The organism is Actinomadura sp. WAC 06369 (assembly GCF_003947565.1).
Taxonomy (GTDB): Bacteria; Actinomycetota; Actinomycetes; order Streptosporangiales; family Streptosporangiaceae; genus Spirillospora; species Spirillospora rifamycini.
The window spans coordinates 1-23576 of record NZ_QHJN01000028.1; the positions used below are offsets into that span (position 1 = coordinate 1).

Sequence of the window (23576 nt, forward strand, 5' to 3'; positions counted from 1 at the left end):
GCCTCGGCCGCGCCGTCGATCAGCTCGCCGCCGTCCGGTTCCGTCCTGCCCGGCGTGCCGGTGATCGGCGACGACGGCGGCGGGCCATGGTGCGGGGCGGGCTGCAGGGACCCGAGGGACGCTCCGTTGCCGTGCCCGTTCGACAGCGGGCTCGCCCCGGACGACGCGGACGCCCCCGACGACGCGGACCGCGCGGACGGCACGGGGGACGCCCCGGACGACACGGACGACGCGGCGGACGAGCCGATCGGCACGCCGGGCAGGACGGAACCGGACGGCGGCGAGCTGATCGACGGCGCGGCCGAGGCGCCGGACGTACCGCTGCCGGACGTACTCGCGCCGGACGACCCCCCACCGGACGAGTGCGCGCCGGACGAGTGCGCGGAATCCATGCCCGTCAGGAGGTTCACGTAGGGGCGCAGGTCGCCGGCGCCGATCTCGATGAGGTCGTCGCACTCCTGCCGCAGCACCCGCGAGATCGTCCAGTTGCCGTCGACGGCGACGTGCACGACGGTGACGCGGACGCCGAGGTCCTGCGCGTCGGCGACGACCTGGGCGAGGTCCTCGTCGCCGCTGACCAGGACGGCCTCGGCGAGGGCGGCGTTGCGGGCGAGGGTCATGAGGTCGCGGTGGATCTCGGTGTCGACGCCCTCGCGGCGGCCGGGGCGGATGCGGCCGAGCCGGAGTTTGAGGCCGGGCAGGTCGGCGAGCGCGTCGTGCTCGGGGGCGCGGCGGCCCTCGACGGTGGCCTCGTACCAGTAGCAGCGCAGCAGCGGCAGGCCGGTGCGCTCCCGTGAGAGGTTGTTCAGCAGTTGCAGGAGGCCGCTGAAGTCCCAGGCCACGGCGTCGCGATGGCGGGTGCCGTGCACCGCCATGGCACCGTCGCCCAGCAGGTAGCCGGCGTCTACGAACAGCGCGCAGCGATCCATGCGACACCGCCCTTCCTCTGGCACGGGAGCTCACGGGGTGCCCAGCCCGCGGTCAGGCCGGCGAGCGTGACCATCTTCGGCGCCTGCCCTTCCTGCTGTAGGGGACGTGGGCGGCGTAATGACCTAGGGCCTTCCATAGCGTAGTGAAGCCCGTCAGCCTCGTAGGCCAATACGGCGATTCGCCACTCTTTCACGGGGTCCGGCCGGTCCGCGACTCTCCGGTAACAACGAATTGGAGACTTCGGCGGACGCTACCAGCCGTTCCGGTCCGCCCCCCGGCTTCCGGCCGATCTTTACGGGAACGGGCAGGTGAACGGTTCGGGCGGGGCACTGCGCGACCTCGTCTTCACGCTCGCATGGCGACGGCGCCCTCACGCTCGCACGGCGGCCCCCGCGCACCCGGGGTCAGGCAGGTGTGGCCTACAGGTCAGTTTGGACGTCGATCTCCGCGCGGATCCGCGTCTCCTCGCCGACCCGGACGCCCACCCGGACGCCGCCCGCCGCGGCCGCGCGCACCGGGACGTCCACCTCGACCGCCGCGCCGACGTGCACCCGCGTCCGGACGACCGCGCCGCCCTCGACATCGACGTCGACATCGACGTCGACCTCGCCATCCACGTCGGCCTCGACGACCGGCGGCGCGGGCTCCGGCTCCGGCTCGGGCTCCGGCTCGGCGGGGGCAGGGGCCCCAGCCAGCCGAACAGCCAGCCGAACAGGCCGCCGCCCGCCGCCAGGTAGGCGGTCGCCGCCCCGCCCAGCACCAGCGGGCCGAGGACCTCGCGGAGCGCGCCGTTCAGCTCGGCGAGTTCGGCGTGGACGGCCGTGCAGCCGGCGCAGCCGTCGAGGTGGCCGCGGACGCGGCGGGTGTCGCGGCGGGCGAGGCCGTCCCGCACGTAGGCGCCGAGCTTGCCGACCGCCTCGCGGCAGGCGCCGCGCTCGGCGGGCAGCGCCGCCAGGTGCATCTGCAGGTACGCCTGCCGCAGCCCCTCGCGGGCCCGGTAGGCGAGCGCGGCGGCGCCGTTGGCGGTGAGGCCGAGCAGCGGGGCGACCTCGGCGGGCCGGGCGCCCTCGATCTCGGTGTGCCACAGGACGGTCTGCCAGCGCTCGGGCAGCGACTGGAACGCGCCGAGGACCATCGAGCGCTCCAGGTCGCGCAGCGCGGGGTCCTCGAAGGGGGTGCCGCGGTCGAGGTCGTCGATCCGGTCGGTGGGGTCGACCCGGCGGTCGGCGCGGTACCGGTCGTACACGGCGCGCCGCACGGCGGTGAGGAGGTAGGGGCGGAACCCGGAGTCGGGGCCGCCGCCGCGCCGCATCAGGTCGAGGATCCTGGCGAGCGCCTCCTGGACGGCGTCCTCGGCGGTGTCGCCGTCGGCGAGGTGCCGGGCCAGGCCGCGCGCGGCCGGGACGTGCCGTTCGCAGAGCGTGCCGTAGGCGTCGGTGTCGCCGGCGCGGACCCGGGAGATGAGCGCCGCGTCGCCGGCCTCGGGCTTCTCCTGGTGCACACCGGCCCCCTCGCGCCGTACGCCTCCCGCCGCGCCGCGGTGGCGCCAGCGCGCCCCACGTCGGCCTTGCTCGCTCATTGTGACGGCTTGGCGACCGTTTGTCGTTCGATTCGGGGAGACCGGATTTTTTCGCGGAGTCGCGTCATGGACGCGCCGCGATGCCGTTGGATGAGGCGCGGGCGATGTCGGAGGGGGCTTCGGCCGCTACCGGGGGGTGTGCTCGCTCCGGCGAGGGGGCGGAGCGAGCACACCGTTCCCGGTTCCGCCGGGTCAGCCGGTGATGTCGGCGCTGCCCAGTTCGACGAGCGCGCCCGAGGTGCGGGGCGACTCCCAGGTGACGTCGCAGTCGCGGCCCGCCAGCGTCACGGTCGCGATGGCGTTGTCGAACCAGGGCCCCTCGGTGACGCGCCACTTCATCGGCGGCGGGGGGACCTTCGCGAGCTTCCCGAGCCAGCGGAACGGCGTCGCGGTCTCCCACATGCAGGCGAGCCGCTGCGCGACGCGGATCTTGCCGTCCAGCGGGTTGCGGAACGGCGAGCAGACGATCTGCGCGATCTTCGTCTCGATGTCGGGCTCGTCGACCCGCGCCAGGTAGGAGAAGTGCACGTCGCCGGACAGGAACGTGATGCTCCCCGGGACGGATCCGCGCTCGCCCCGCCCGATCGCGAGGACGTGCGAGGCGACCTCGCGGAACGACCGGTCGAACGCCGCCCAGTGCTCCAGGTCGACGGCCTGCCGCATCTTCTCGCCGAGGGCCGCGCCGGGCCGCCCCCACGCCCCTTCGGAGATGGCCTCGTTCCAGTTCTCGGCGTCGTGGATGGCGCGGGGCAGCAGGAACGGCAGGGAGCTGGCGATGACGAGGTGCTCGACGTCGCCCTGGCACTGCTCGCCCAGCCACGCGAACTCGCGGTCGTCCAGCATGCCGCGCCGCTCGGGGGTGAGCAGGCGGGAGCAGCGGCTGTCGACGACGATGAAGCGGACGCCGCCGAAGTCGTGCGCGTAGCTCCACCGCATGCTCTCGGGCTCGCGGTCGGCGCGCTCGGTGAACGCGTCCAGGACGTCCGCGGCGTCGCCGGTCGCGTCGGACGCGGCCCGCACCTGCGCGAAGATCGGGTCGTCGGCGCGTTCCTCCGGCGACAGGTTGCCGAGGTGCTGGTACACCCAGTACGACCCGATGCCGCCGGTGATGCGCGCCCGCCACCAGGGCTGCGCCCACATCTCCTCGCGCCACGCGTAGGAGGTGTTCCAGTCGTCGCGGATGTCGTGGTCGTCGAAGACCGTGAAGGTGGGCACGGTCGACAGCAGCCACCGCACCTCCGCGTCGTCGCGCCAGGCCAGCTCGTAGAGCCGGACGTACTCCTCGTAGTCGGCGACCTCGCCGACCGGCGGTTCGTCGCCGCGCCGCTCCCGGATGTACTCGAGCATCTCCTCGCCCAGCTCGTCCGCGTACACCTGGTCGCCGACCATGAGCAGGACGTCCGGCCAGTCGACGCCGTCGCCGAACGCGCGCAGGCGGCGGGCGAACGCGGTGAGGGCGTCGTGCCCGAACTGCTCGACGGTGCCGGGGGAGCGGCGGCAGGAGCCGAACGCGATGCGCAGCGGGCCGACGTCCGGGAGCGTCCGGATGAGGCTCGGGGGGAACTCGGTGCCGAGCGGCCAGACGGTCTCGCCGTCCGCGACGACCTCGTAGGGGACGCGGGCGCCCGCGGGGAGGCCGGCGACGTCGACGACGGCGTAGTGGTGGCCGTGCACGGTGAACGTGCGCGCCGCCGCGTCCACCCCGTCGCCCACGACGCGGACCTCGCAGGGACGGTCGGTCTCCACGAAGATCGTCGCCGTGTGGGAGCTCACGTGCCGGAGGTGGGGGCCGAGTACCAAAGCGGTCATATGTGCTCTCTACCGGGCCGGGGGCCGCCGCGTCCACTGGAACGGCGGCCCCCGGTGCAAGATCACGGGAGGTCCGGGCCCCGGCGGCGCGGGCTCCGGGGGCCGCGGAGCGGTGCCGGGCGCGGGTCCTCAGCCGTCCAGGACCAGCGCCTCCTTCTCCCGCGGCAGCCCCGGGGACGGACGGTCGGGGCGCTGCGGCGCGCGTCCCCCGATCGTCCGCAGCCACGCCCAGGTGTCGGCGGCGGTGTCGTCCACGGGACGGCAGTGCAGCCCGGTGGACAGGGCGCGGTCGACGTTCGCGAGGTGCAGGGTCCGGTAGAGGTCGCCGCCGGGCGGCAGCCAGACGGGGAGTTCGTTCCACGGCTCGATGCCCGCCGCGAGGACGCGCTCCGGGTCCGTCCAGACGAGCCGCGCGTCGGAGCCCGTCGCGCGGACGCAGGCGTCGAGCAGCCCGCCCATCGTCGTGTGCCCGGGGGCGCTCACCACGTTGAACGGGCCGGACAGCCGCTTCTCGATCGCGTCGAGGGTCCAGGCGGCGAGGTCGCGGACGTCGATGTACTGCAGGGCGAGGTCGCGGGGGCCGGGCGCGAGGACGCGGCCGCCCTCGGCGATCCGGGTGAGCCACCACGGCAGCCGTCCGATGTTCTCGTACGGTCCAAGGATCAGGCCCGCGCGCACCAGGACGGTCCGGTCCGCGCCGAACGCGCCGAGCGCCGCGAGTTCCCCGCCGCGCTTCGCCCGCGCGTAGTCGTCGGACGCCTCGTCGTCCGGGGAGCCCTCCACGGCGGGCGCGTCCTCGCCGAGTTCCGGCGAGGTGGGGAACGGGTACACGGACCGGCTCGACACGTAGACGAACCGTCCGGCGCGTCCGGCGAGGAGGCGCGCGGCGTCGCGCACGGCGGACGGCGCCCACGACCAGGCGTCGACGACCGCGTCCCACTCGCCGCGGGCGGCGGCGAGCGCGGCGAGGCCGCCGGGCGCCGTCCGGTCGCCGCGCAGGACCGCCGCGCCCGGCGGCGGCGCGTTCCGGCCCCGGTTGAAGACGGTCACGTCCCAGCCGCGCGCGAGGGCGTCCTCGACGACGGCCCGGCCCACGAACTCGGTCCCTCCGAGCATCAGCAATCGCATGCGTCAACTGTACGCTCTGTACGTTCGGTACAGAACGCTCGCCCCCCGCTGAGCGGACGGACGGTCAGGAGGGTCCCGGTACCGGTAGGTTCGCGCCCGTGACCGGTTTCGACATCGTCCGCGACCTCCCCGCCGCCCTCCACGACCGGGAGGCCGCGTGGACGTACGTCCGGGGCTTCGCCGCGCACTGGGGCGTCCCGCTCGGCCCCGGCGACGGCACGTCCGCCACCGACCTGGACGCCGCCGAGACGGCCCTCGGCGTCACGCTCCCCACCGCGCTGCGGGAGGCGTACGCGCTCTTCGGCCGCCGCCCCGACCTGCACACCAACCTGCACGGCCTGCTGGCGCCCGAGGACTTCTACCTGCACGCGGGCGGCGTCGTGTTCCGCGAGGAGAACCAGGGCGTCGCGACCTGGGGCGTCCTCGTCACCGACATGGACGCCGCCGACCCGCCCGTCCGGATGAGCGTCGACGACGGCCCCTGGGAGCCCTGGTACGACACGTTCTCCGTCGCCTGCCTGGAGATCCTGCTGACGGAGTCCACGCAGGCCGAGGAGGTCTGCGACCACCGCGACCTCGACGACGGCGACGACGATCTCGGCCGGAGCTTCACCCGCGTGCCGCTGCCCGTCCCCGACGATGGAGTGTCCTTCTACGCGGGCCCCGGCGTGCTCCTGTGCGACGACGGCGCCATGCTCTCCGTCCGCGCCCGCGACCCCGAGGCCCTCGACCGCTTCCGCGACGCCCACCCGGGCGACTGGCTGAACGGCTGACCGGCCCGGCCCCCGATCGCCCGGCGGTCACACCGTCCAGACGCGGACCGGCGGGCCCGCGTCGACGTCGCGCCCGGCCGCCGCCAGCCGCGCGCTGTCCAGCCAGACCACCGCGGTCATCGCCTCCTGCGTCCCGCGCAGCCACCGCACGTGCCGGCCGGTGCCGGCGTCCCACACGTGGACGCCGCCGTCCTCGTGCGCCGTCGCCAGGACCGTTCCATCCGGCGAGAAGGCCAGGTCGGCGGGCTGCCCGGCGTGCGGCGCGAACGCGATGGCGCGGCCCGCGCCGAACGACCGCCCGTCCCGGTGCCACAGCCGCGCCGCCGCCGCGTCGGCGACCGCGAGCAGCCCGCCGTCCGGCGACCACGCCGCGCGGTGCCGCACCGGCGGCCCCGTCCGGACCAGCTCCCGCACCACCGCGCCGTCCGCCGCGTCCAGCACCGCGACGCCCCTCTCCGGGCCGTCGGCGACCACCGCCAGCAGCGCCCCGTCCGGGGAGAACCGCACCGCCGACGCCGGGCGCTCCGCCCGCCACAGCTCCCGCCCGCCCGCGAACGCCCGGACGGTCATGCCCGCGGCGGCCGCGACCGACCCGTCCGGCGACACCGCGACGTCCCACGCGTCGCCGAAGCCCGCCTCCCGGCGCTCCCCGCCCGGCAGCCCGGCCCGCACCGCCTCCTGCCCGTCCCGCAGCACCAGCACCCGGCCGTCCGCCGACACCGCGGCCCGCCAGTACGCCGCGCGGTGCCGCACCGCGAGGACCTCCCGGCCGCCGTCCGCCTCCCACGCGAACAGCTCGCCGCCCGACCCGCACGCCACGAGCAGCCGCGCCTCCGCCGCGAACGCGAGCGCCGTCACCTGGTACGTCCCCGGGGAGCCGAGCGCCGCGGACGCGCCCTCCGGCTCCGGAACGTCCAGGTCCGCCGCCAGCCGCGCCGCGGCCGCCGCCGGGTTCAGCCGCCGCACGCCCTCCAGCAGGCTCCGGTCGCTCTGGTCGCCTCGCAGCACCGCGACCACCACCCGGTCGCGCTCGTCCCCGCGCCCGAAGAACCCCTCGTCGTCCAGCCCGGCCAGCGCCCGGAAGCACGCCTCCCGGCGCAGCTCCGCTTCGGCGCCGTCGACCTCCCCGCCGGCGGCCCGGCCGTCCAGCCACTCCTGGACGGCGGCGAAATGGTGCTCGCCGAGCATGTGGTGCGGCGAATCGGCCGGGCTCCACCGCAGCTCCGCGGCGTGCTCCTCCGCCGTCCGCCCGAACTCGCCCGCGTACACGCGCGCCACCGCCCGCAGCCCCTCCTCCGAACCGCACGTCGGCAGGACGTACTCGCAGAGCGGGCCGGTGAAGAGCCCGAAGCAGTAGAACGCCTCCCCGGGATGCGCCTCCCGCGCCTGCGCGAACGCCGCACGCGCCGCGGCGGCCAGCCGTCCCGCCAGCTCCTCGACCGCCGCCCGGCGGGCCCGGTCCGCGCCCATCGGGACGCCCCCGAACCTCACCCCGCGTCCCGCGCCGGGCCGTGCACGTCCGTCCGCGTCCTCATCCGAACCCCCTCGCCGCCGCCCGCCGACATCTGACTTACCACCGTCCGCGGACGGTTCGGGAGCGCCCCGGCGCATCCGCCCGCCCTCCGTCCGCATCCGGCCGCGCCGGGCCGTCCGCGGACGCGGCGCGGCCCGCACGCGCGGGCGTGCGGGCCGGTGGAGAGGGTCGGGAGGCGGCGGCGCCGGAGTCAGTTGTGCGTGTGGGACGGGCGCTGCGGGCGCTCGACGAGCGGGGTGTCGACGAGGTGCTCGATCAGGAACCACGCCTGGAGCTCGTTCGGGCCGATCACCTCGGAGACGATCAGGTCGTTCGTCCCGTCGTCGCCCATCTCCTGGGTGCGGGCCGCCGCGTCGTGGCAGGCGACGAGGATCGTCTCGTGCGCCTCGATCAGGCGGGACAGCATCGCGGGGACCTCCTCGACGCCGTTCGGCGGCCGCGGGATCACGGTGATCTCCGCGACGTGCCGCGGGTCGCCGACCGCGACGCCGCCGAGGGTCTGGACGCGCTCCGCGATCGTGTCGATGATCTCGAGCTGCTCGCCGGCGTGCTTGTCCAGCAGCAGGTGCAGTTGGTAGAAGGTCGGGCCGCGCATCAGCCAGTGGTGCTTCTTGTAGAGGGCGTAGAGGATCTGGGAGTCCGCCAGGATCTGGTTGAGCCGCTGGCAGGAGTACTCCCGCGCGTCCCGGGAGAGGCCCAGCGGGAACATCCGCATGGTCCCGAACTCCTGGATCTCCGTCCCGTCCACGTGCAGCCACGGCTGGCTGGACCGGGTGGTGTTCGTCGAGCGATCGGCCGCCATGCACAACTCCTCGGTAAGTAGGCGTTCGAGTACAACCGCCCGTAACCTCCCCCGAGCCGCACCAAGAGCACCGCAGAGCGTTCAAAGTGGACACAAAGCCTCACGGCCCGCGCGTCAGCCGGTGCACGCTGCGCGTCAGCCGGCGAACGCTTCGCGTCAGCCGGTGAACGCTTCGACGAGCGTCCAGATCGCCAGGCCCGCCATGCACAGGGCGCCGACGCGCTGGACGGTCCGCAGCGGGACCCGCTTCGCGATGAACCGGCCCGCGAGCAGCGCCAGCGCCGACACCGACATCAGCGCCGCGGCCGACCCGACCGCCGTCGGCAGCCAGCCGTTCGTCGCGGCCAGGTTCGCGGTGGTGATCTGCGTCAGGTCGCCCCACTCGCTGACGAACACGGCCGTGAACGCGGTCGTGTAGACGGGCCAGAAGGACGTGACGGTCTTCCCGGCCGCGTCCTCCTCGTCCTCGTCGCCGCCGCCCCGCCACAGCATGACGGCGCCGAAGGCGAACAGCGCGGCCGACACCAGCTTCACGGCCGTCCCCGGCAGCAGGCTCAGCAGGCTTCCGGCGCCCACCGCCAGCGCCACGTGCACCGCGAACGCGGTCGACGTGCCGAACCAGACGTACAGGGGCCGCATCCGCGTGCCCATGGCCAGGGACGCGAACATCGTCTTGTCGGGAAGCTCGGCGAGGAAGATCAGACCGAAGGCGGTGAGGACCGCCAGCAGGTCGAAGTGCATTGCGGGCGCTTTCTGCTGGGGCCGGGCAGAGCGCTCCGCACCCCGGGAGGAGGACCACTCGGCCCGGCACGACGGAACGCCCCGCACGGTGCCGTGCGGGCCGCTTCATGCCAAGCCGAAGGTCTCGTCCGCCCGCGCCGCCGCGGGCCCGATGGCCGGGACGTCCGAAGACGTCCAGTATGTCGACCAGCGGTGTTGCAGGACTACTCCCCTTCGCTGCATCCCATTCATACCCGCTCGTCCCCCTCCGCTTCAAGGGCCGGGCGCCACGGGGCCCTGGCGCGGGCCCTGGCGCGGGCCCTGGCGCGGACGCGCGGGAGATCCGCGTCAGACGCGCTGCCCCGTCTCGTCCAGGTAGCGCAGGACGGCCGCGACCCGGCGGTCCGCGCGGTCGGTCGGCGCCAGGTCGAGCTTCGCGAAGATGTTGCGGATGTGCTTGTGCACGGCGCCCTCGGTGACGACCAGCCGCTCGGCGATCGCGGCGTTGCCGAGCCCCTCCGCCATCAGCGCGAGCACGTCCCGCTCCCGCGCCGTCAGCCGCTCCAGCCCGCTGCCCGGACGGCTCCGCCGGAGCAGCTGCGTGACGACGTCCGGGTCGATCGCCGTGCCGCCCCCGGCCACCCGGTACAGCGCGTCCAGGAACTGCTCGACCCGGCCCACCCGCTCCTTCAGCAGGTACCCGAGCCGTTCCGCGCCGCCCGCCAGCAGCTCGTTCGCGAACGACTGCTCGACGTACGCGGACAGCACCAGCACCGCCAGGCCCGGGTGCCGCCGCCGCGCCTCGACCGCGGCCTTGATGCCCTCGTCGGTGTGGGTCGGCGGCATCCGGACGTCGACGATCGCGACGTCCGGCTCGTGCTCGTCCACGGCCGCGAGGAACGCGTCGGCGTCCTCGGTGGTGGCGACCACGTCCAGGGACTCGGCGCGCAGCAGCAGGGCGACGCCCTCGCGCAGCAGGACGTCGTCCTCGGCGGTCACAATCCGCACGGCAGCTCCACTTCGATGATCGTCGGCCCGCCGGGCGGGCTGGTCACGGCGAGGCGTCCGTCGAGCGCCGCGACCCGGCTGCGGATCCCGGTCAGCCCGCTGCCGCCGCGGCCGTCCGCGCCGCCGACGCCGTCGTCCTCGATCCGCAGGGCCAGGACGTCCGCGTCGCGGCGCGCGGTCACGCTCGCGCGCCGCGCCCGGCTGTGCTTGGCGATGTTGGTGAGCGCCTCCGCCGTCACGAAGTACGCGGTGGCCTCGACGGACACGGGGCAGCGGCCCGGGACGTCGATGTCCGCGTCGCACGGGACGGCGCAGTCCGCGGCGAGCCCGGCCAGCGCGCCCGCGAGCCCCCGGCCCTCCAGCACCGGCGGCAGGATGCTGCGGACGACCGTGCGCAGTTCGCCGAGCGCCCGCTCGGCGGCGTCCTGCGCCTGGTCGAGCAGCTCCTCCGCCTTCGCCGGGTCGCGGGCCAGCGCCCGCCGGGTCGCGCCGAGCAGCACGGTCACGGCGACGAGCCGGTTCTGCGCGCCGTCGTGCAGGGAGCGCTCGATCCGCCGCAGCTCCGTCGCGTGCGCGTCCAGCGCCGCCGCGCGGGTCGACGACAGGTGCGCGATCCGCAGCGACAGGTCCATGTCGGCGGGCGGCGCCAGCAGCCGCCGCCCCGGCCGCGCCTGCAACCGCGCCAGCGCCGGGCCGACCGCCACGAACAGGACGGCGAGGCCGACGCCGAAGAACCCGACGCCGACGGCGTCCCCCTCGCTCTGCACCGTCCAGGGCACGAGCGTCGGCGTGGCGTCGTCCGCCGGCAGGATCCGCCACCACACCGGGTACGTGATGTCCTGCACGGCGTGCAGCGCGAACGTCAGCCCGAGGAGCCCGACGACCCAGCCGAACGTGGCGTGGACGGCGAGCCAGCGCAGCTCCCGCCGGACGACCGGGTCGGCGAGCGCGGCGCGCAGCCCGTCCGCCGGGCGGCCCGCGCCGAACAGCTCGTCCGGGCCCCACCGCGACAGCCGTCCGCGCTCGCGTTCCGCGACGATCCGGACGACCCGGGGGACGGTGCGCGTCAGCAGCAGGCCCGCGCCGACGAGGCACAGGAGCCCGACGAGGACCAGCCACGCCAGCGCGGCCAGCGCCAGCACCGCCGTGCCGACCCCGCCGGCGAGGTGCTCGACCGCGTCGAACACCGCGCGGGCACGCCGGACCAGCGGTCCGCGCCGCCCGCGGCCGGACACGGCCGCGCCGCGCTCGCTCACCGTCATCGATACCTCACGGTATGAAGATCGTAGGGTGCGAGCGGAGAGTTGTCAGATGTTTCGGAGTACAGCCTGCTGTACCCGAATGCGACGCGATGGCTGGATCGTCCCCGGGCGGCGGCGTCCCTAGCGTGGCAAGCACCGCGAACGACGACCTTCCGAGGAGCCCGCGATGACGAATTCCGGCGACGCCCGCGACGGATACCTGCGCCCGGCACTGTGGATGGCGCTCGCCATCGGCCTGGTCGGCAACGTCCTGTTCTCGACCACCGGCATGTCCCTCATCGGCAACGCCGTGTTCAGCCTGATCAGCTTCGCCGCCGTCGTCGGGCTGATCGTCCACCACTACCGGAACCGCCGCCCCGCCCGCCCCTGACCGCCGCACGGCCGGCCGCGCCGATCGGGCCCGCCGATCGGGCCCGCCGATCGGGCCCGCCGATCGGGCCCGCCGGTCAGGCCGCCGGGGACGGCTCCTCGCCGGCGGGCGGCAGCAGCCGCGGCGCCGCGGCGGCGCCCAGGGTCGCGCCCGCCGCCGCCAGCAGGACGACCGTCCACGCCCCGGCGCCCAGCGGGGTGCAGCCGAAGAACCCGCTGATCCCGGGCGTCTCGACGATCGCGAACAGCGCGGCGGCCGACGCCGCGCAGGTCGCGAGGACGAGCGGGCTGTGCCAGCGCGCGATGAGCGTCTGGCCGAGCTGCGCGCCGACGAGCGCGGCCAGCCCCATCGTGGACGCGCGCCGCGCCCCGCGCGGCAGGAACCCGGCGAGCCGTCCGGCCTGCCAGGACACCAGGGCGGCCGCGGCGGTCGCGGTGCCGCGCACGGCGAGCACCTGCCGCATCTCCCGGCCGGTGAACCCGCGCACGGGCCCGCCGAGCGGCTCCGCCGGGTCGGCGCCGGGCCCGGCGGGGGTGAGGGCGACGGCGAGCGACGGCAGCATGTCGGTGAGCATGTTGACGACGAGCACCTGCCGGGGGCTCAGCGGGGCGTTCCCCTGGAGGGCCGTCCCGAGGACGGTGAACGCCACCTCGCCCGCGTTGCCGCCGACGAGGATCGCCGCGGCGTCGCGGACGCTGCGCCACAGCGCGCGCCCCTCCCGCAGGGCGTCCAGGATCAGCGCGGTGTCGGGCGCGGTGAGCACCAGGTCCGCCGCGCTGCGCGCCGCGCCGGACCCGCGGCCCGCGACGGCGATGCCGACGTCCGCGCGGTGGATGGCGGCGGCGTCGTTCGCGCCGTCGCCGGTCATCGCCACCACCCGCCCGGCCCGGTGCAGGTCCTTGACGATGCGGACCTTCTGCGCGGGCGAAACGCGCGCGAAGACCGACGCGGCCTCGACCGCCTTCACCCGCGCACCGACCGGCATGGCGTCCATCTCGGCGCCGGTGAGGACGCGGTCGGCGCCGGGGATGCCGAGTTCGGCAGCGACGGCCGCGGCGGTGTCCGGATGGTCCCCGGTGATCATGGTGACCCGGACGCCGGCGTCGCGGAGCCGCTGCACGGCCTCCTCGGCGGTCGGCCGCGGGGTGTCGGCGATGCCGATGAAGCCGAGCAGGGTGAGGTCCTCGACGTGCTCGGCGATCTCCCCGCGCACCCGGTCGGCGTCCGGGACGGTCCGCTCCGCGATGGCGAGCACCCGCAGGCCCTGCCCGGCCAGCCGGTGCACGGTCGCGGCGGCCGCCCGGCGGCGCGCGGCGGTGAGCGGCGCGTCCTCCTCCGCGCCGTCCGCGGCCCCGCGGCCGGCGCCCTTGCGCGCGGCGCTCTTCAGGTCGGGGCGCCGCCGGCCGCCGTGCACGCGGCCGCACTTCGCCAGCAGCATCTCCGGGGCGCCCTTCACCGCGACGACCGCCCGGTCGCCGTCGTGCCCGAGGGACGCCGAGAAGCCCCGGGTCGTCTCGAACGGCAGCTCCTCCGCCAGCCGCCACCCGGTGTCGGGCGGCAGGCTCTCCGCCCGCTCCAGCACGGCCCGGTCGGTGGCGTGCGGCGCCCGCTCGCCGCCCGGCGGCGGGCACGCGCGCGCCGCGACCCGCAGGATCCGCCGCCCGTCGTCCCCGGTCAGCGGCAGCGGACGGCCGGGGCCCGACGCCCGGACGACGTGCAGCCGCCCCTCGGTGAGCGTCCCCGTCTTGTCGAAGCACACCGTGTCGACCCGGCCGAGCGCCTCCAGCGCCCGCGTGGAGCGGACCAGCACGCCGAGCCGCGACAGCCGCCGCGCCGCCGCGAGCTGCGACACCGTCGCGACCAGCGGCAGCCCCTCCGGGACGGCCGCGACCGCGATCGCGACGCCCGACCCGAGCGCGCGCCGCAGGTCCAGGCCGTGCAGCAGGCCGAGCGCGGTGACGGCCGCGCCGCCGAGCGCCGTCGCGGGCAGCGCGCGGTGCGTCAGCTCCGCCAGCCGCGCCTGCATGCTGGACGACGGGTCCGCGCCGCCCGCCAGCGCGGCGGCCCGGCCCGCCTCCGTCGCCTCGGCGGTCGCGACGACCGCGGCGACCGCCGTGCCCGCGCTGACCGTCGTCCCCTCGTAGACCATGCAGTGCCGGTCGGCCGGGTCGTCGCCCGGCGACGGCTCGACGCTCTTGCCGACCGGGACCGACTCGCCGGTCAGCGCCGCCTCGTCCACCTCGAACGACTCCGCCCACAGCAGCCGGGCGTCCGCGGGCACGACGTCCTCCGCGTTCAGCAGGATCGCGTCCCCGGCGCGCAGCCGGTCGGCCGTGACCCGGTCGCCGCGGGCGCCGCGCAGCGCCTCGAACCCGCCGGGCGCGCCGGGGGCGACGCGCAGCCGGCGGGCGTGGATCCGCTGCCCCAGCATCAGGTCCTCCAGGGCGCGCTCCGCCCGCGTCCGCTGCGCCGCGCCGATCAGGGCGTTGCCGGTCATCACCCCGGCGACCAGCAGCGCGTCCACGCTGGAGCCCACCACCGCCGACGCCGCCGCGCCGAGCGCGAGGACCGGCGTCAGCGGGTCGTCGAGCTCCTGCCGGACGGCGGCGGCGAACCGCAGCCCCGCCCCGACGGGCCGCGCGACCGCGCGCCGCTCCCCGCGCTCGCGCCGGTGCCCGCGCTCGGGCCCGGGCCCGTGCTCGGGCCCGGCCGCGGGCTCGTCCGTCCGGCCGGACGCGGTGCGCGCCAGGCGGCGCCACGCCTCCTCGGCGGTCAGCGCGTGCCACGCGTCCCGGACGACCGGGGGCGGCAGCTCGCGGTGGTTCAGCCGCCGCGCGGCCACCGCGTTCGCGAGCATCGCCGACAGCGACGCCACGTAGATCGGCGGGACGTCCCGCCACGACCCGGCCGCGCGGCGCAGCGGGCCCGCCGCGGCGCGGCTCCGCGGCCGCCGCCCCACCAGCAGCAGCGCGCCCAGCGCCGACGCGCTCAGCGAGAGCTGCGCGGCCCGCTCGCTGGCCCGCCGCGCGGGCCGCACCGCCGCCAGCAGCCGCCACGCCTCCGCGAGCCCCGGCCCGCACACCAGGTCCGCGCGCCAGTCGGCGGGCGCGTCCCCGCGCAGCACGCCGACACCGACGTCGGCCGCGTCCAGCGCCGCGCCGTCCCCGGCCGCGACGACCAGCACGCAGCGCCCGTCGCGCTGCAGGTCGCGGACGCACCCGGCCGCCTCGCCCGCCGCCACCGGGGAGTCGTCCCCCCAGGCCAGTAGCTCCCGGGTGCTGGCGTGCTCGGTCAGGACGACGACGTCCGCGGCCTCGTGCGCGGCGGCGAGCAGGCCCTCGGCGAGCGGGTCGAGCGTCGACCCGACCCGCACCCGGCCGCGCGCGCGTCCGGCGCCGTCGAGGAGGTCGAGGGCGACGCCGTCCGGGTCGGCGGGGCCGCCCGGCGGCGCGTCCGCCGCGCGCGCCAGCCGCCACCCGTCCGCGCCGTCCGCGGCGGGCCACGGCCCCGGTCCGCGCAGGTCGTCGTGGCCGTGCCCGGCGAGGAGCGCGTCGGCCGTCCGCCACACGCCCGCGTCGTCGAGCGCCCCGTCCGCGGGGCCGGTCGCGACCGCCGACAGCAGCCGCAGCTCCCCGTCGCACAGCACCCCCGAGTCGATCACCACCGCGCCGACCCGGTCCAGCCGCCGCAGCGCCCCCGGGTCGAGCTGCACCACGCCGCGCCGCGCGAGGTCGTGCGCCAGCACCGCCGCGAACGCCTCCCGGCCGTGCCGCGCCGCCTTCGGGACGGTCGCCATCAGCAGCTCGGCGGCGGCCGACGCGTCGCGCGTCCCGGCCAGCACCCCGGCGCCGCCGAGCAGGCTCCCGAGCGCCGTCCGGTCCGCGGCCCGCTCCACCGGCCCGTCCGGCAGCGGGCACGGCCGGGCGGCGCGGGCGCCGCAGTCGCCCGGCTGCCCCGGCGCGCCCAGCCGCGGCTCCCGGGCCCGCCACGCCTCCCGGCGCGCCGCGATCTCGTACAGCTGGAACACCCGGTGGGCGGCGTCGACCGCGACCGGCGCGAGCCCCTGCCCGGCGCCCTGCGCGACGGCGTTCGCCACCCCGAGCAGCGCGTCCGCGCGGAGCACGCCCAGCCGCCGCTCCACCAGCCGCCGCACCTGCGGGACCGCGTCCGCCGCCGACACCGCGGCCCGCACCGGGCTCGGCACCGGCGGCAGCAGCAGCAGCCGCCCGGCGACCGCGCCCGCGAACCCCGCGCAGTCCGCCGCCAGCGCGGACACCGCCGCCGCCCACGCCGTCCCGTCGTCCGGCGGCACGCTGTGCGCGGACGCGCCGGCGGCCTCCCGCGGCGGGGCGTGCGCGGCCTCGGCGTCCTCGACCGCCGCCACGAGGTCCGGCACGTCCACCGCGCCCTCCGCGTACGCCACCAGGACGTGCCCGGTGACCGCGTTGACCTCCGCCCAGTCGACGCCCTCCAGCCGCCGCAGCGCCCCGGTCAGCGCCGCCACGTACCGGCGGTGCTCCTCCCCGGCGCCCGACAGGCCCCGCGCCTGGATGTGCGCGCGTCCGTCCGCCGCCCACACCCGGCGGCGCGGGCCCCCGGCGGCGAGCTCCGCCGCCCGCCGCGCCCCCGTGCCCGCCGCGGCGAGGACCGTCCCGACGACGGACGCTCCCGGGATCCGCACGCCCGCCCCCTCCCATCGATGATCCGCGAACGACTACCCCGCGTGACGGAACACAAACAGGCCGTCCGGTCGCTTACCGGTCCGGCGGAGAACTGTGGCGTCCGGGACGGGGACGATCCCCCTCCTCCCGGCGCGGACCCGGCACGAAGGTGGATCCGGTCCCCCCGAGTGCTGGAGGTCGCCCATGCGCATCCGACCGTCCCGGCGGCGGCGCCGCACCGCGCCGCCGCCGCCCGCCGGACCGGAACTCGCCGAGCACGCCTGGTACGTGAAGGGCGCCGAGCTGTCCCGGACCGGGACGCTCACCATGGCCCGGCGGCTCCCGGTGCTCATCGGCCAGGTCATGCGGCTCGCGTGGGGAGCCGCGCGCCGCGACCTGGTCGCCACGGTCGCCCTCAACGTCGTCGCCGGGATCTTCACCGCGTTCGGGCTGCTCGCCACCACGGGCGTCCTCACCGCGCTGCTGTCGGCCGGCCCCACCCCCGACCGGGTCCGCGCCGCCGCCCCGCAGCTCCTGCTGGTCGGCGCGGCCGTCACCGCGCGGGCCGCGTGCGCGGCGGCCGCGCAGTGGGCGCAGTCCCGGCTGCGGCCCCAGGTCCTGCGGCTCGTCGAAGAGCGCCTGTACACGCTGACCACCGCGATCGACCTCACCGCGTTCGACGACGCCGCGTTCCAGGACGACCTGCACCGCGCCAAGCTGCGCGGCGTCGACTCGGCCCCCTCCATGGTCGACAACGCCGTCGACCTGCTCACCGCCGCGGTCGGCGTCGCCGCCGCCGCCGGCGCCCTCGGCGTCCTGCACCCGCTGCTGCTGCCGCTGCTCCTGCTCACCGCGCTCCCCGAAGGGTGGGCCGCGGTCCGCGCCGCCCGGCTCGGCTACCTCACCCAGCTCAGCCTCGTGGAGACCCGGCGGCGCGGCTGGATCCTCACCGACCTGATGACCGGCCGCGAGCACGCCGCCGAGGTCCGCTCCTTCACCGTCCGCGACTTCCTGCTGCGCCGCCACGCCGTCGTCGCCGCCCACATCCGCGACGTCCTCCTCGGCCTGGCCCGCAGCCAGACCGTCGCGCAGGTCCACGGCGACGTCCTCAAGGGCGTCGCGACCGCCTTCATGTACGGCGCGCTCGGCGCCCTGCTGTGGCGGGGCGTCATGCCGCTCGCCGTCGCCGGGACGGCCGTCCTCGCGATCCGCGCCGGCCAGACGTCCCTCATCCGGCTCGTCTACTCGCTGAACCGCTGCTACGAGGACGGCCTGTACTTCGGCGACTACACCGCCTTCTGCGAGAACGCCGAACGGCACCTGCACGCCCGCGCCGCCGCCCCGCCCCCGGAGGGGGACGGCGGCCTCCGCGGCTTCCGGGAGATCACCGCCGACGACGTCACCTTCACCTACCCCGACGGCGACGCGCCCGCGCTCCACAAGGTCTCCGTCCGGCTCCGCCGCGGCGAGATCGTCGCGCTCGTCGGGGAGAACGGCTCCGGCAAGACGACGCTCGCGAAGATCCTCGCGGGCCTGTACACCCCGCAGGAAGGGGCCGTCCACTGGGACGACGTCCGCGCCGCCGACCTGCACCCCGAGGTCCTGCGCCGCGCCATCGCCGTCGTCGCCCAGGACCACACGCACTGGCCGATGACCGCCGCCGAGAACGTCACCATGGGCGACGACCTCGCCGCCCCGGGCGTCCGCGAGGCCGTCGGCCGCGCCACCGCCGCGTCCGGCGCCGCCGACGTCGTCGCCGCGCTCCCGCACGGGCTCGACACCCTCCTCGACAAGCGGTTCGCGGACGGCCACGAGCTGTCCGGCGGGCAGTGGCAGCGGCTCGCGGCCGCCCGCGGCTTCTACCGCGACGCCCCCCTGCTGATCTGCGACGAGCCGACCGCCGCGCTCGACGCCCGCGCCGAGCACCACCTCTTCGAGCAGATGCGCGAGCACGCCGTCCGGCACGACCGCACCGTCCTGCTGATCACGCACCGGCTCGCGAGCGTCCGGCACGCCGACCGCATCTACGTCCTCACCGGCGGCCGCGTCACCGAGCAGGGCACCCACCGCGAACTCATGGCCGAAGGCGGGCTCTACGCCGAGCTGTACGGGCTCCAGGCGTCCGCCTACCGGCTCGACCCCGCCCACGACGACGCCGCGCGCCCCACCTGACGGCCCGGGGTACAGCGCCGCCCCACCGGGTAGGGCGACCTGCGGAATGAACACGCACCCGCGCCCGCGCATCGCGGTCTCCAGCTGCCTCCTCGGCGCGCCCGTCCGCTACAACGGCGCCCACAGCCGCGACCGGTTCCTCACCGGCGCCCTGTCCCCCTATGTCGACTGGGTGCCGGTCTGCCCCGAGATGGAGATCGGCCTCGGCGCGCCCCGCCCCACCCTGCGCCTGCACACCGACGGCCGCATCCGCACCAAGGACGGCGCCGACCCCACCGCCGACATGACCGCGCTCGCCGACCGCCGCGTCCCCGACCTCGACGACCTCGACGGCTACGTGTTCAAGGCCCGGTCGCCCAGCTGCGGCCTGCGGAACCTCCCCCGCTACGCGTCCGGCCTCCCCGGCGAGCGCACCGACGGCCAGCCCGTCGACCGCGGCGGCACCGGCGTGTTCGCCGCCCGCGTCCGCGCCGCCCTCCCCGACCTCCCCGCCGAAGAGGACGGACGCCTCAACGACCCCGTCCTCCGCGAGCACTTCGTCGAACGCGTCTTCGCCCACGCGCGCCTCCGCGAGTTCTTCGCCGCCGACTGGCGCCCCCGCGACCTCGTCGCCTTCCACGCCCGCCACAAGATGCAGCTCCTCGCGCACGACCCCGAGGGCTACCGCGCGACCGGCCGCGTCGTCGCCCGCGCCGGCTCCCGCGACCCCGCCGACGTCGAGGCCGACTACCGCCGCGCCTTCACCGCCGCCCTCGCCGTCCGCGCGAGCCGCGGCCGCCACACCAACGCGCTCCAGCACGTCCTCGGCTTCCTCGGCGACCGCCTCGACACCACCCGCCGCGACGACGTCCGCACCGCCATCGAGTCCTACCGCAACGGCACCGCCCCGCTCAGCGTCCCCATCGCCCTCCTCCGCCACCACGCCGAAGGCCAGCGGTACCGCTACATGGCCGACCAGACCTACCTCGACCCGTTCCCCGAAGCCCTCGTGCTCCGCCACCACCTGTGACCGTAGGCTCCCGGCCATGCACCGCACGCTGACGGACCACGCCCGATGCCTCTACGGCGACGAGTACCGGCCCGCGCCCCCGTGCGACCGCGAGCACCGGGAGCACTACTTCATCGAGGAACTGACGTTCGCCGACGCCGACGCCATCGTCGCGATGCTCGACGAGCTCTCCCCCCACATCGCCGACGGCCGCCTCCCCGTCTGGGTGCGCAACCTCGCCTACCGCCTCGCCGTCCTGCAGCGCCCCGACGACCCCGTGCTGCTGCGCCGCGCCGCCGACAACCTGTGGCTGCACGGCCCCGACTGGGACCACATCGCCGCCGACCTCGCCCGCCGCGCCGGACGTCCCGGCTGACGCCGCCTCAGGCGTCCAGCCCCGTCAGCAGCCGCGCGACGTCCAGCCCGGTGCCCAGGTAGTCGACGAACAGCGGATTGTTCAGCGCCCACCTCGACCGCCGGTACCGCACCAGGAAGATCGCGTCATCGACGCCGTACCCCAGCCCGACGAGCGCCTGCACGACGACCAGACCGGACCGGTTGTACCCCGAATGGCAGCGGACCAGCACGCGGCGACCGTCCCGCACCGCCTCCGCGACGCCCTCCGCCGCCCGGCACACCGCCTCGAGCTGCGCCGCGGTCAACGGCCCGTCCGGGATCGCCACGCGCCGGTGCTCGACCCCGGCGCCCGGGCCGTGCCCGTCCCGCACGTAGAGGCTGACCACCAGGTCGAACTCGCCGCGCACCACGGCCGGCACCCGCGCGCCCCCGGCCTCCCGGTAGTGGTGCCCGCCCATCCACAGCAGGGGGACGATCTCGTTCCACGGCGACCCGGCATCGGGTGCCGGACGGCCTTTGGTCCGCATGCGCGCTCCCCGGCGACGCACCCGGCCGCGGGCCGGGCGGAGATCATTCGGTCACGCGCCCACCGTACCGACCCGACCGCCCCGCCCCCGCCCGTCCGTCCGGAACCGGCCGTCAGAAGCGGCCCCCCTCACGGTCGGGGAGCCCGATCGTGAGCAGCCAGATGTCCGGGGAGATCACCTGGTGCCAGAGGTCCTCGAAGTCCCCGCCGTAGGACCGCAGCGCCCCGACCAGCATGCGCGCCGCGGTCTTGGCCTCCTGCCACCCGACCGTCGGGAACTCGCGGACCAGCAGCAACGAGAGGTCCTCCTCCCACGGCCGCCAACCCAGTTCGGCCATCTCCTCCGCCCAGCCGGGGCGGGGCGATGGACGAGGGACGGACGCCTCAATCCTCAGCGTCCAGTCGTCGTAGGTGGTCCACTGCACGAACCCGACTTCGTTCGGGAGGTGCACGACCACGGTGAAGTGTTGGGACACGCCCAGGAGGGGGAGTTCCTCGACGACCGACTGCAGGATCACCGCCAGCCGGTTTTCGAACTGGCCCCAGTCGTCCTCCTCCGACCAGAAGCCGCCCGGAAACCACTCAGCGCCCGGCCCGACCATCTGCCACGAGCCCAGCAGCTCGAGGCCGGTATCCTCATCGGCCCACTTCGATGTGCGCCACTCCTCCAGGTCGACGGCCTCGGTCGGGACCACCCTCAACGTCGAGTGCTCGCCGCAGCGATCGACCTCCAGCATCCGCAGCGGATCGCGCCAGCGCAGCAGCGGACCGGGCCCCCGGGTGATCGACGGCGGCCCGAGAAAGTCCACGAGAGCCTCCCGCACCAGGCCGAAGACGTCGTCGCCCTTCCCCACCCCGACGGAGATCTCGGAGCCGTACTCGCCCCCGTGCCGGGCCACCTCCCCGGGCCCGAGGCCGGTGTCGTACATCTCGTGGGTCTCCCCGTGGCACCCCGCCGCGTAGTCCTCGTAGCAGTACGACACGGGGTACCCGCGGACTTTGCCCTGCGCTCGCCGCCAGCCGAGGAAGGCGAGCGCCTGGTCGATCTCGGCGTCGTCCCACTTCCTCAAATCGAGCGCGACGAACTTCTTAACGAGCCCTTGGATCTGCTCATCGGTAGGTGGCATAGACGGACCCTAGGGCCCACCCCCGTCAATCCGCCGACGATCTCTCACGTCGCCTCAAAGCCCCGGCGCCACTCCAAGCACTGCTCCGCATAAACGGCCAGCTCATGAGCCTCGAACTCCTCCGCGGACCAGTCGCCGTCCCCGACTTCGGAGGGCCACACGTACGCCCAGCCGCAACGGCCGTCCGTCAACTCGATCCGGACGAGTTCGTAGCCGGGCCCCTCGAAGGCGTCCAGCAGGCGCCATTCCTCCGCATCGAGCCCGGTGATCAGGTAGCCGCGCACAATCGTGTCACCTGGGACGATGCCCGGGTACGGCCGTCCGGGCAAAGCAGCGACCCGCCACCCCTCCGCCCCCACCGCCTCACGCTCGGGAACCCGCCCGATCAGCGCGGTCAGAACCTCAGGAAACTGGAGAGTACCGTAGACGAACAGAGCATCCGCCCCCACACGGACCACCCGAGACAAGCGCCCCACAAAGCACCTCCACCGAACACAACTCGGCTTCGAGATCAATGGCAATCATATTCGAACTAGTAATCAACTACGGCCTCAACAAACGAGCGGCAAACGAAGCCGCCGACCTGGTCGAGGCCCACCCCGCACTACCAGTCGGCCCGCACCTGATCCCGCTCCACAAACCCCTGCTCGACACGGTGAGCGACACCGCCGGTCACCCCTACCTGGCGATGTCCGTCATCCCCGCCCGCGTGGGCTGGGGCGTACCCCTGGACAGAGGCAGCCCCCACCTCCCGCTGACCGCCACAGAACTAACCGAACTAGCAACAAACCTGTACGAACTTCTAACAACACTCACCGACTACCAGGCCGCCATAGTCGGCTGGGACCCAGAGTCACTAGTAGACCCACTCGAACTACGCCAACACTGGTCCGAAGAACTCGCAACCGGTGAACTGCCCGGCCTAGTAGTCGCCAACCACATCCACCTGCCCCCAACAACCACCTTCGAACGATTCACCGACACCCACAAATGGATACCCTACAAAGGCAGCACCCCGTAGCAAATCCGTCCTCAAACTCGCGAGCCACCAACCCCGGCCGCCGAGACAATCCCGACACCACAGGAACCGCCTCTCGCCCACAGACCATGTAGAGCACATCGATCCGAATTTATCCCGGCGGCGCCGCACGACCTGCCCCACAAGCTCATGCTACCTGCTCACTAAACGCTCCTGGCCTCGAACCGTTCGACCAAGCGGGTGCAGTCGTACTCCGGAAAGAGCCGAGGAAAGTGCAGCGCCGCACCCCCTCGACCGTGCGACAAAAATCCACACCACCGAGTTTCACATCGGCATATAGGTACTGCCAGCCGTGAACTCCCTTGGCCAGAGACAGCGCCTCGAGATAACCGAGATAGTCCAACTCCAGCGGACCTATACGCGGGTCGTATACCCAAAGCCTTGGTGAGCTCACATCTGGACTGAGTCGAATAGCAACGAACGTGCCGGTGCCGGAACGCGGAGCGCCATCGATGATCCGGAAATCCTCGAACAGGCGCACCTCTTCCTCCGGAGCACCGTCCCAGACACGGGGCGCCTCATTGGAAACAGCACGATAGAAGTAAGGCAACTTGAACTCACCGTCCAGCCCCTTGACTTCGCCCGTCCCACGCCAGTGACTCGCCAACCTGCGATAACGCGGGACGTTCTCCGCGATACCGCTGTCAATCGTGATGCCGTCCGGAAGAACCTCGTACTCTGAATCTTTAATCACGTCTCGAACCCTAGTGGACGACAAGCCCATAAAGCAGCACAGAGTACACGAAAGCGTCACTTAATCTCGAGTTAGCTAGAAGTTCTAGCGTGGAGGT

At 75.1% G+C, this 23576-nt stretch carries 20 protein-coding genes; 6 read left to right on the top strand and 14 right to left on the bottom strand.

Going from position 1 to position 23576, the window contains the following annotated elements:
* The 4 genes from DMH08_RS10245 to DMH08_RS10260 form a co-directional block, all read right to left on the bottom strand.
* Positions 1–929: NYN domain-containing protein (locus tag DMH08_RS10245; protein WP_148108586.1), on the bottom strand; the 929-nt coding region annotated here is incomplete at its 3' end.
* Positions 930–1300: 371 nt separating this feature from the next.
* Positions 1301–2431 (bottom strand): sigma-70 family RNA polymerase sigma factor, encoded by a 1131-nt coding sequence (locus tag DMH08_RS10250; RefSeq protein ID WP_233617513.1) that lies wholly within the window; start codon positions 2429–2431, stop codon positions 1301–1303.
* 270 nt (positions 2432–2701) lie between these two features.
* A complete protein-coding gene (locus DMH08_RS10255) occupies positions 2702–4318 on the bottom strand; it encodes an alkaline phosphatase D family protein (protein WP_125613273.1) in 1617 nt (538 codons plus the stop codon).
* Between the two features lie 129 nt (positions 4319–4447).
* Positions 4448–5446, bottom strand: a complete 999-nt coding sequence (locus DMH08_RS10260) for an NAD-dependent epimerase/dehydratase family protein (protein WP_125613275.1) — start codon at positions 5444–5446, stop codon at positions 4448–4450.
* 98 nt (positions 5447–5544) lie between these two features.
* Between DMH08_RS10260 and DMH08_RS10265 the strand changes: the two genes are divergently transcribed.
* Positions 5545–6219, top strand: a complete 675-nt coding sequence (locus tag DMH08_RS10265; RefSeq protein ID WP_125613277.1) for an SMI1/KNR4 family protein — start codon at positions 5545–5547, stop codon at positions 6217–6219.
* Positions 6220–6246: 27 nt separating this feature from the next.
* On the opposite strand, the gene DMH08_RS10270 is transcribed toward DMH08_RS10265, so the two are convergent.
* From DMH08_RS10270 to DMH08_RS10290, 5 genes are all read right to left on the bottom strand, one after another.
* Positions 6247–7710 (bottom strand): DUF4303 domain-containing protein, encoded by a 1464-nt coding sequence (locus DMH08_RS10270; RefSeq protein ID WP_158642285.1) that lies wholly within the window; start codon positions 7708–7710, stop codon positions 6247–6249.
* A gap of 233 nt (positions 7711–7943) precedes the next feature.
* Complete coding sequence (locus DMH08_RS10275) at positions 7944–8555, bottom strand: Dps family protein (RefSeq protein ID WP_051300747.1); 612 nt, start codon at positions 8553–8555, stop codon at positions 7944–7946.
* Positions 8556–8711: 156 nt separating this feature from the next.
* Positions 8712–9296, bottom strand: a complete 585-nt coding sequence (locus tag DMH08_RS10280; protein WP_125613281.1) for a TMEM165/GDT1 family protein — start codon at positions 9294–9296, stop codon at positions 8712–8714.
* Between the two features lie 327 nt (positions 9297–9623).
* A complete protein-coding gene (locus DMH08_RS10285) occupies positions 9624–10283 on the bottom strand; it encodes a response regulator (protein WP_026402819.1) in 660 nt (219 codons plus the stop codon).
* Positions 10271–11545 carry a sensor histidine kinase gene (locus tag DMH08_RS10290; protein ID WP_125613283.1) on the bottom strand — a complete coding sequence of 425 codons (1275 nt, stop codon included), beginning with the start codon at positions 11543–11545 and terminating at the stop codon, positions 10271–10273. Before DMH08_RS10290 ends, DMH08_RS10285 begins: the two co-directional genes overlap by 13 nt.
* 166 nt (positions 11546–11711) lie before the next feature.
* On the opposite strand from DMH08_RS10290, the gene DMH08_RS10295 reads away from it, so the two are divergent.
* On the top strand, positions 11712–11915 hold the full coding sequence (locus tag DMH08_RS10295; protein ID WP_026402821.1) for a hypothetical protein: 204 nt from the start codon (positions 11712–11714) through the stop codon (positions 11913–11915).
* Positions 11916–11991: 76 nt separating this feature from the next.
* Here the strand turns inward: DMH08_RS10295 and DMH08_RS10300 are convergent, their stop codons facing one another.
* Entirely contained in the window at positions 11992–16596 is a 4605-nt protein-coding gene (locus DMH08_RS10300) for a cation-translocating P-type ATPase (protein WP_125613284.1), read from the bottom strand.
* A 184-nt stretch (positions 16597–16780) separates the two neighbouring features.
* Here DMH08_RS10300 and DMH08_RS10305 point away from each other — a divergent pair, with 184 nt between their 5' ends.
* From DMH08_RS10305 to DMH08_RS10315, 3 genes are read left to right on the top strand one after another with little or no spacing between them, the layout of a single operon-like run.
* Positions 16781–18748: an ABC transporter ATP-binding protein gene (locus tag DMH08_RS10305; protein WP_125613287.1), complete on the top strand. Its 1968-nt coding sequence runs from the start codon at positions 16781–16783 to the stop codon at positions 18746–18748.
* A gap of 46 nt (positions 18749–18794) precedes the next feature.
* On the top strand, positions 18795–19757 hold the full coding sequence (locus DMH08_RS10310) for a YbgA family protein (RefSeq protein ID WP_125613289.1): 963 nt from the start codon (positions 18795–18797) through the stop codon (positions 19755–19757).
* Between the two features lie 16 nt (positions 19758–19773).
* On the top strand, positions 19774–20112 hold the full coding sequence (locus tag DMH08_RS10315) for a hypothetical protein (RefSeq protein ID WP_026402824.1): 339 nt from the start codon (positions 19774–19776) through the stop codon (positions 20110–20112).
* 7 nt (positions 20113–20119) lie between these two features.
* Here the strand turns inward: DMH08_RS10315 and DMH08_RS10320 are convergent, their stop codons facing one another.
* From DMH08_RS10320 to DMH08_RS10330, 3 genes are all read right to left on the bottom strand, one after another.
* Positions 20120–20620: a protein-tyrosine phosphatase family protein gene (locus DMH08_RS10320; RefSeq protein WP_026402825.1), complete on the bottom strand. Its 501-nt coding sequence runs from the start codon at positions 20618–20620 to the stop codon at positions 20120–20122.
* A gap of 112 nt (positions 20621–20732) precedes the next feature.
* The gene (locus DMH08_RS10325; protein WP_026402826.1) at positions 20733–21746 is read right to left on the bottom strand and encodes a hypothetical protein; all 1014 of its coding nucleotides are present in this window, start codon (positions 21744–21746) and stop codon (positions 20733–20735) included.
* A 44-nt stretch (positions 21747–21790) separates the two neighbouring features.
* Positions 21791–22195, bottom strand: coding sequence for a gamma-glutamylcyclotransferase family protein (locus tag DMH08_RS10330; protein WP_158642286.1), 405 nt, complete (start codon positions 22193–22195; stop codon positions 21791–21793).
* 65 nt (positions 22196–22260) lie between these two features.
* On the opposite strand from DMH08_RS10330, the gene DMH08_RS10335 reads away from it, so the two are divergent.
* A complete protein-coding gene (locus DMH08_RS10335) occupies positions 22261–22767 on the top strand; it encodes a hypothetical protein (protein WP_125613293.1) in 507 nt (168 codons plus the stop codon).
* A gap of 145 nt (positions 22768–22912) precedes the next feature.
* Here the strand turns inward: DMH08_RS10335 and DMH08_RS10340 are convergent, their stop codons facing one another.
* Positions 22913–23479 (bottom strand): hypothetical protein, encoded by a 567-nt coding sequence (locus tag DMH08_RS10340; RefSeq protein WP_125613295.1) that lies wholly within the window; start codon positions 23477–23479, stop codon positions 22913–22915.
* Positions 23480–23576: the final 97 nt, after the last annotated feature.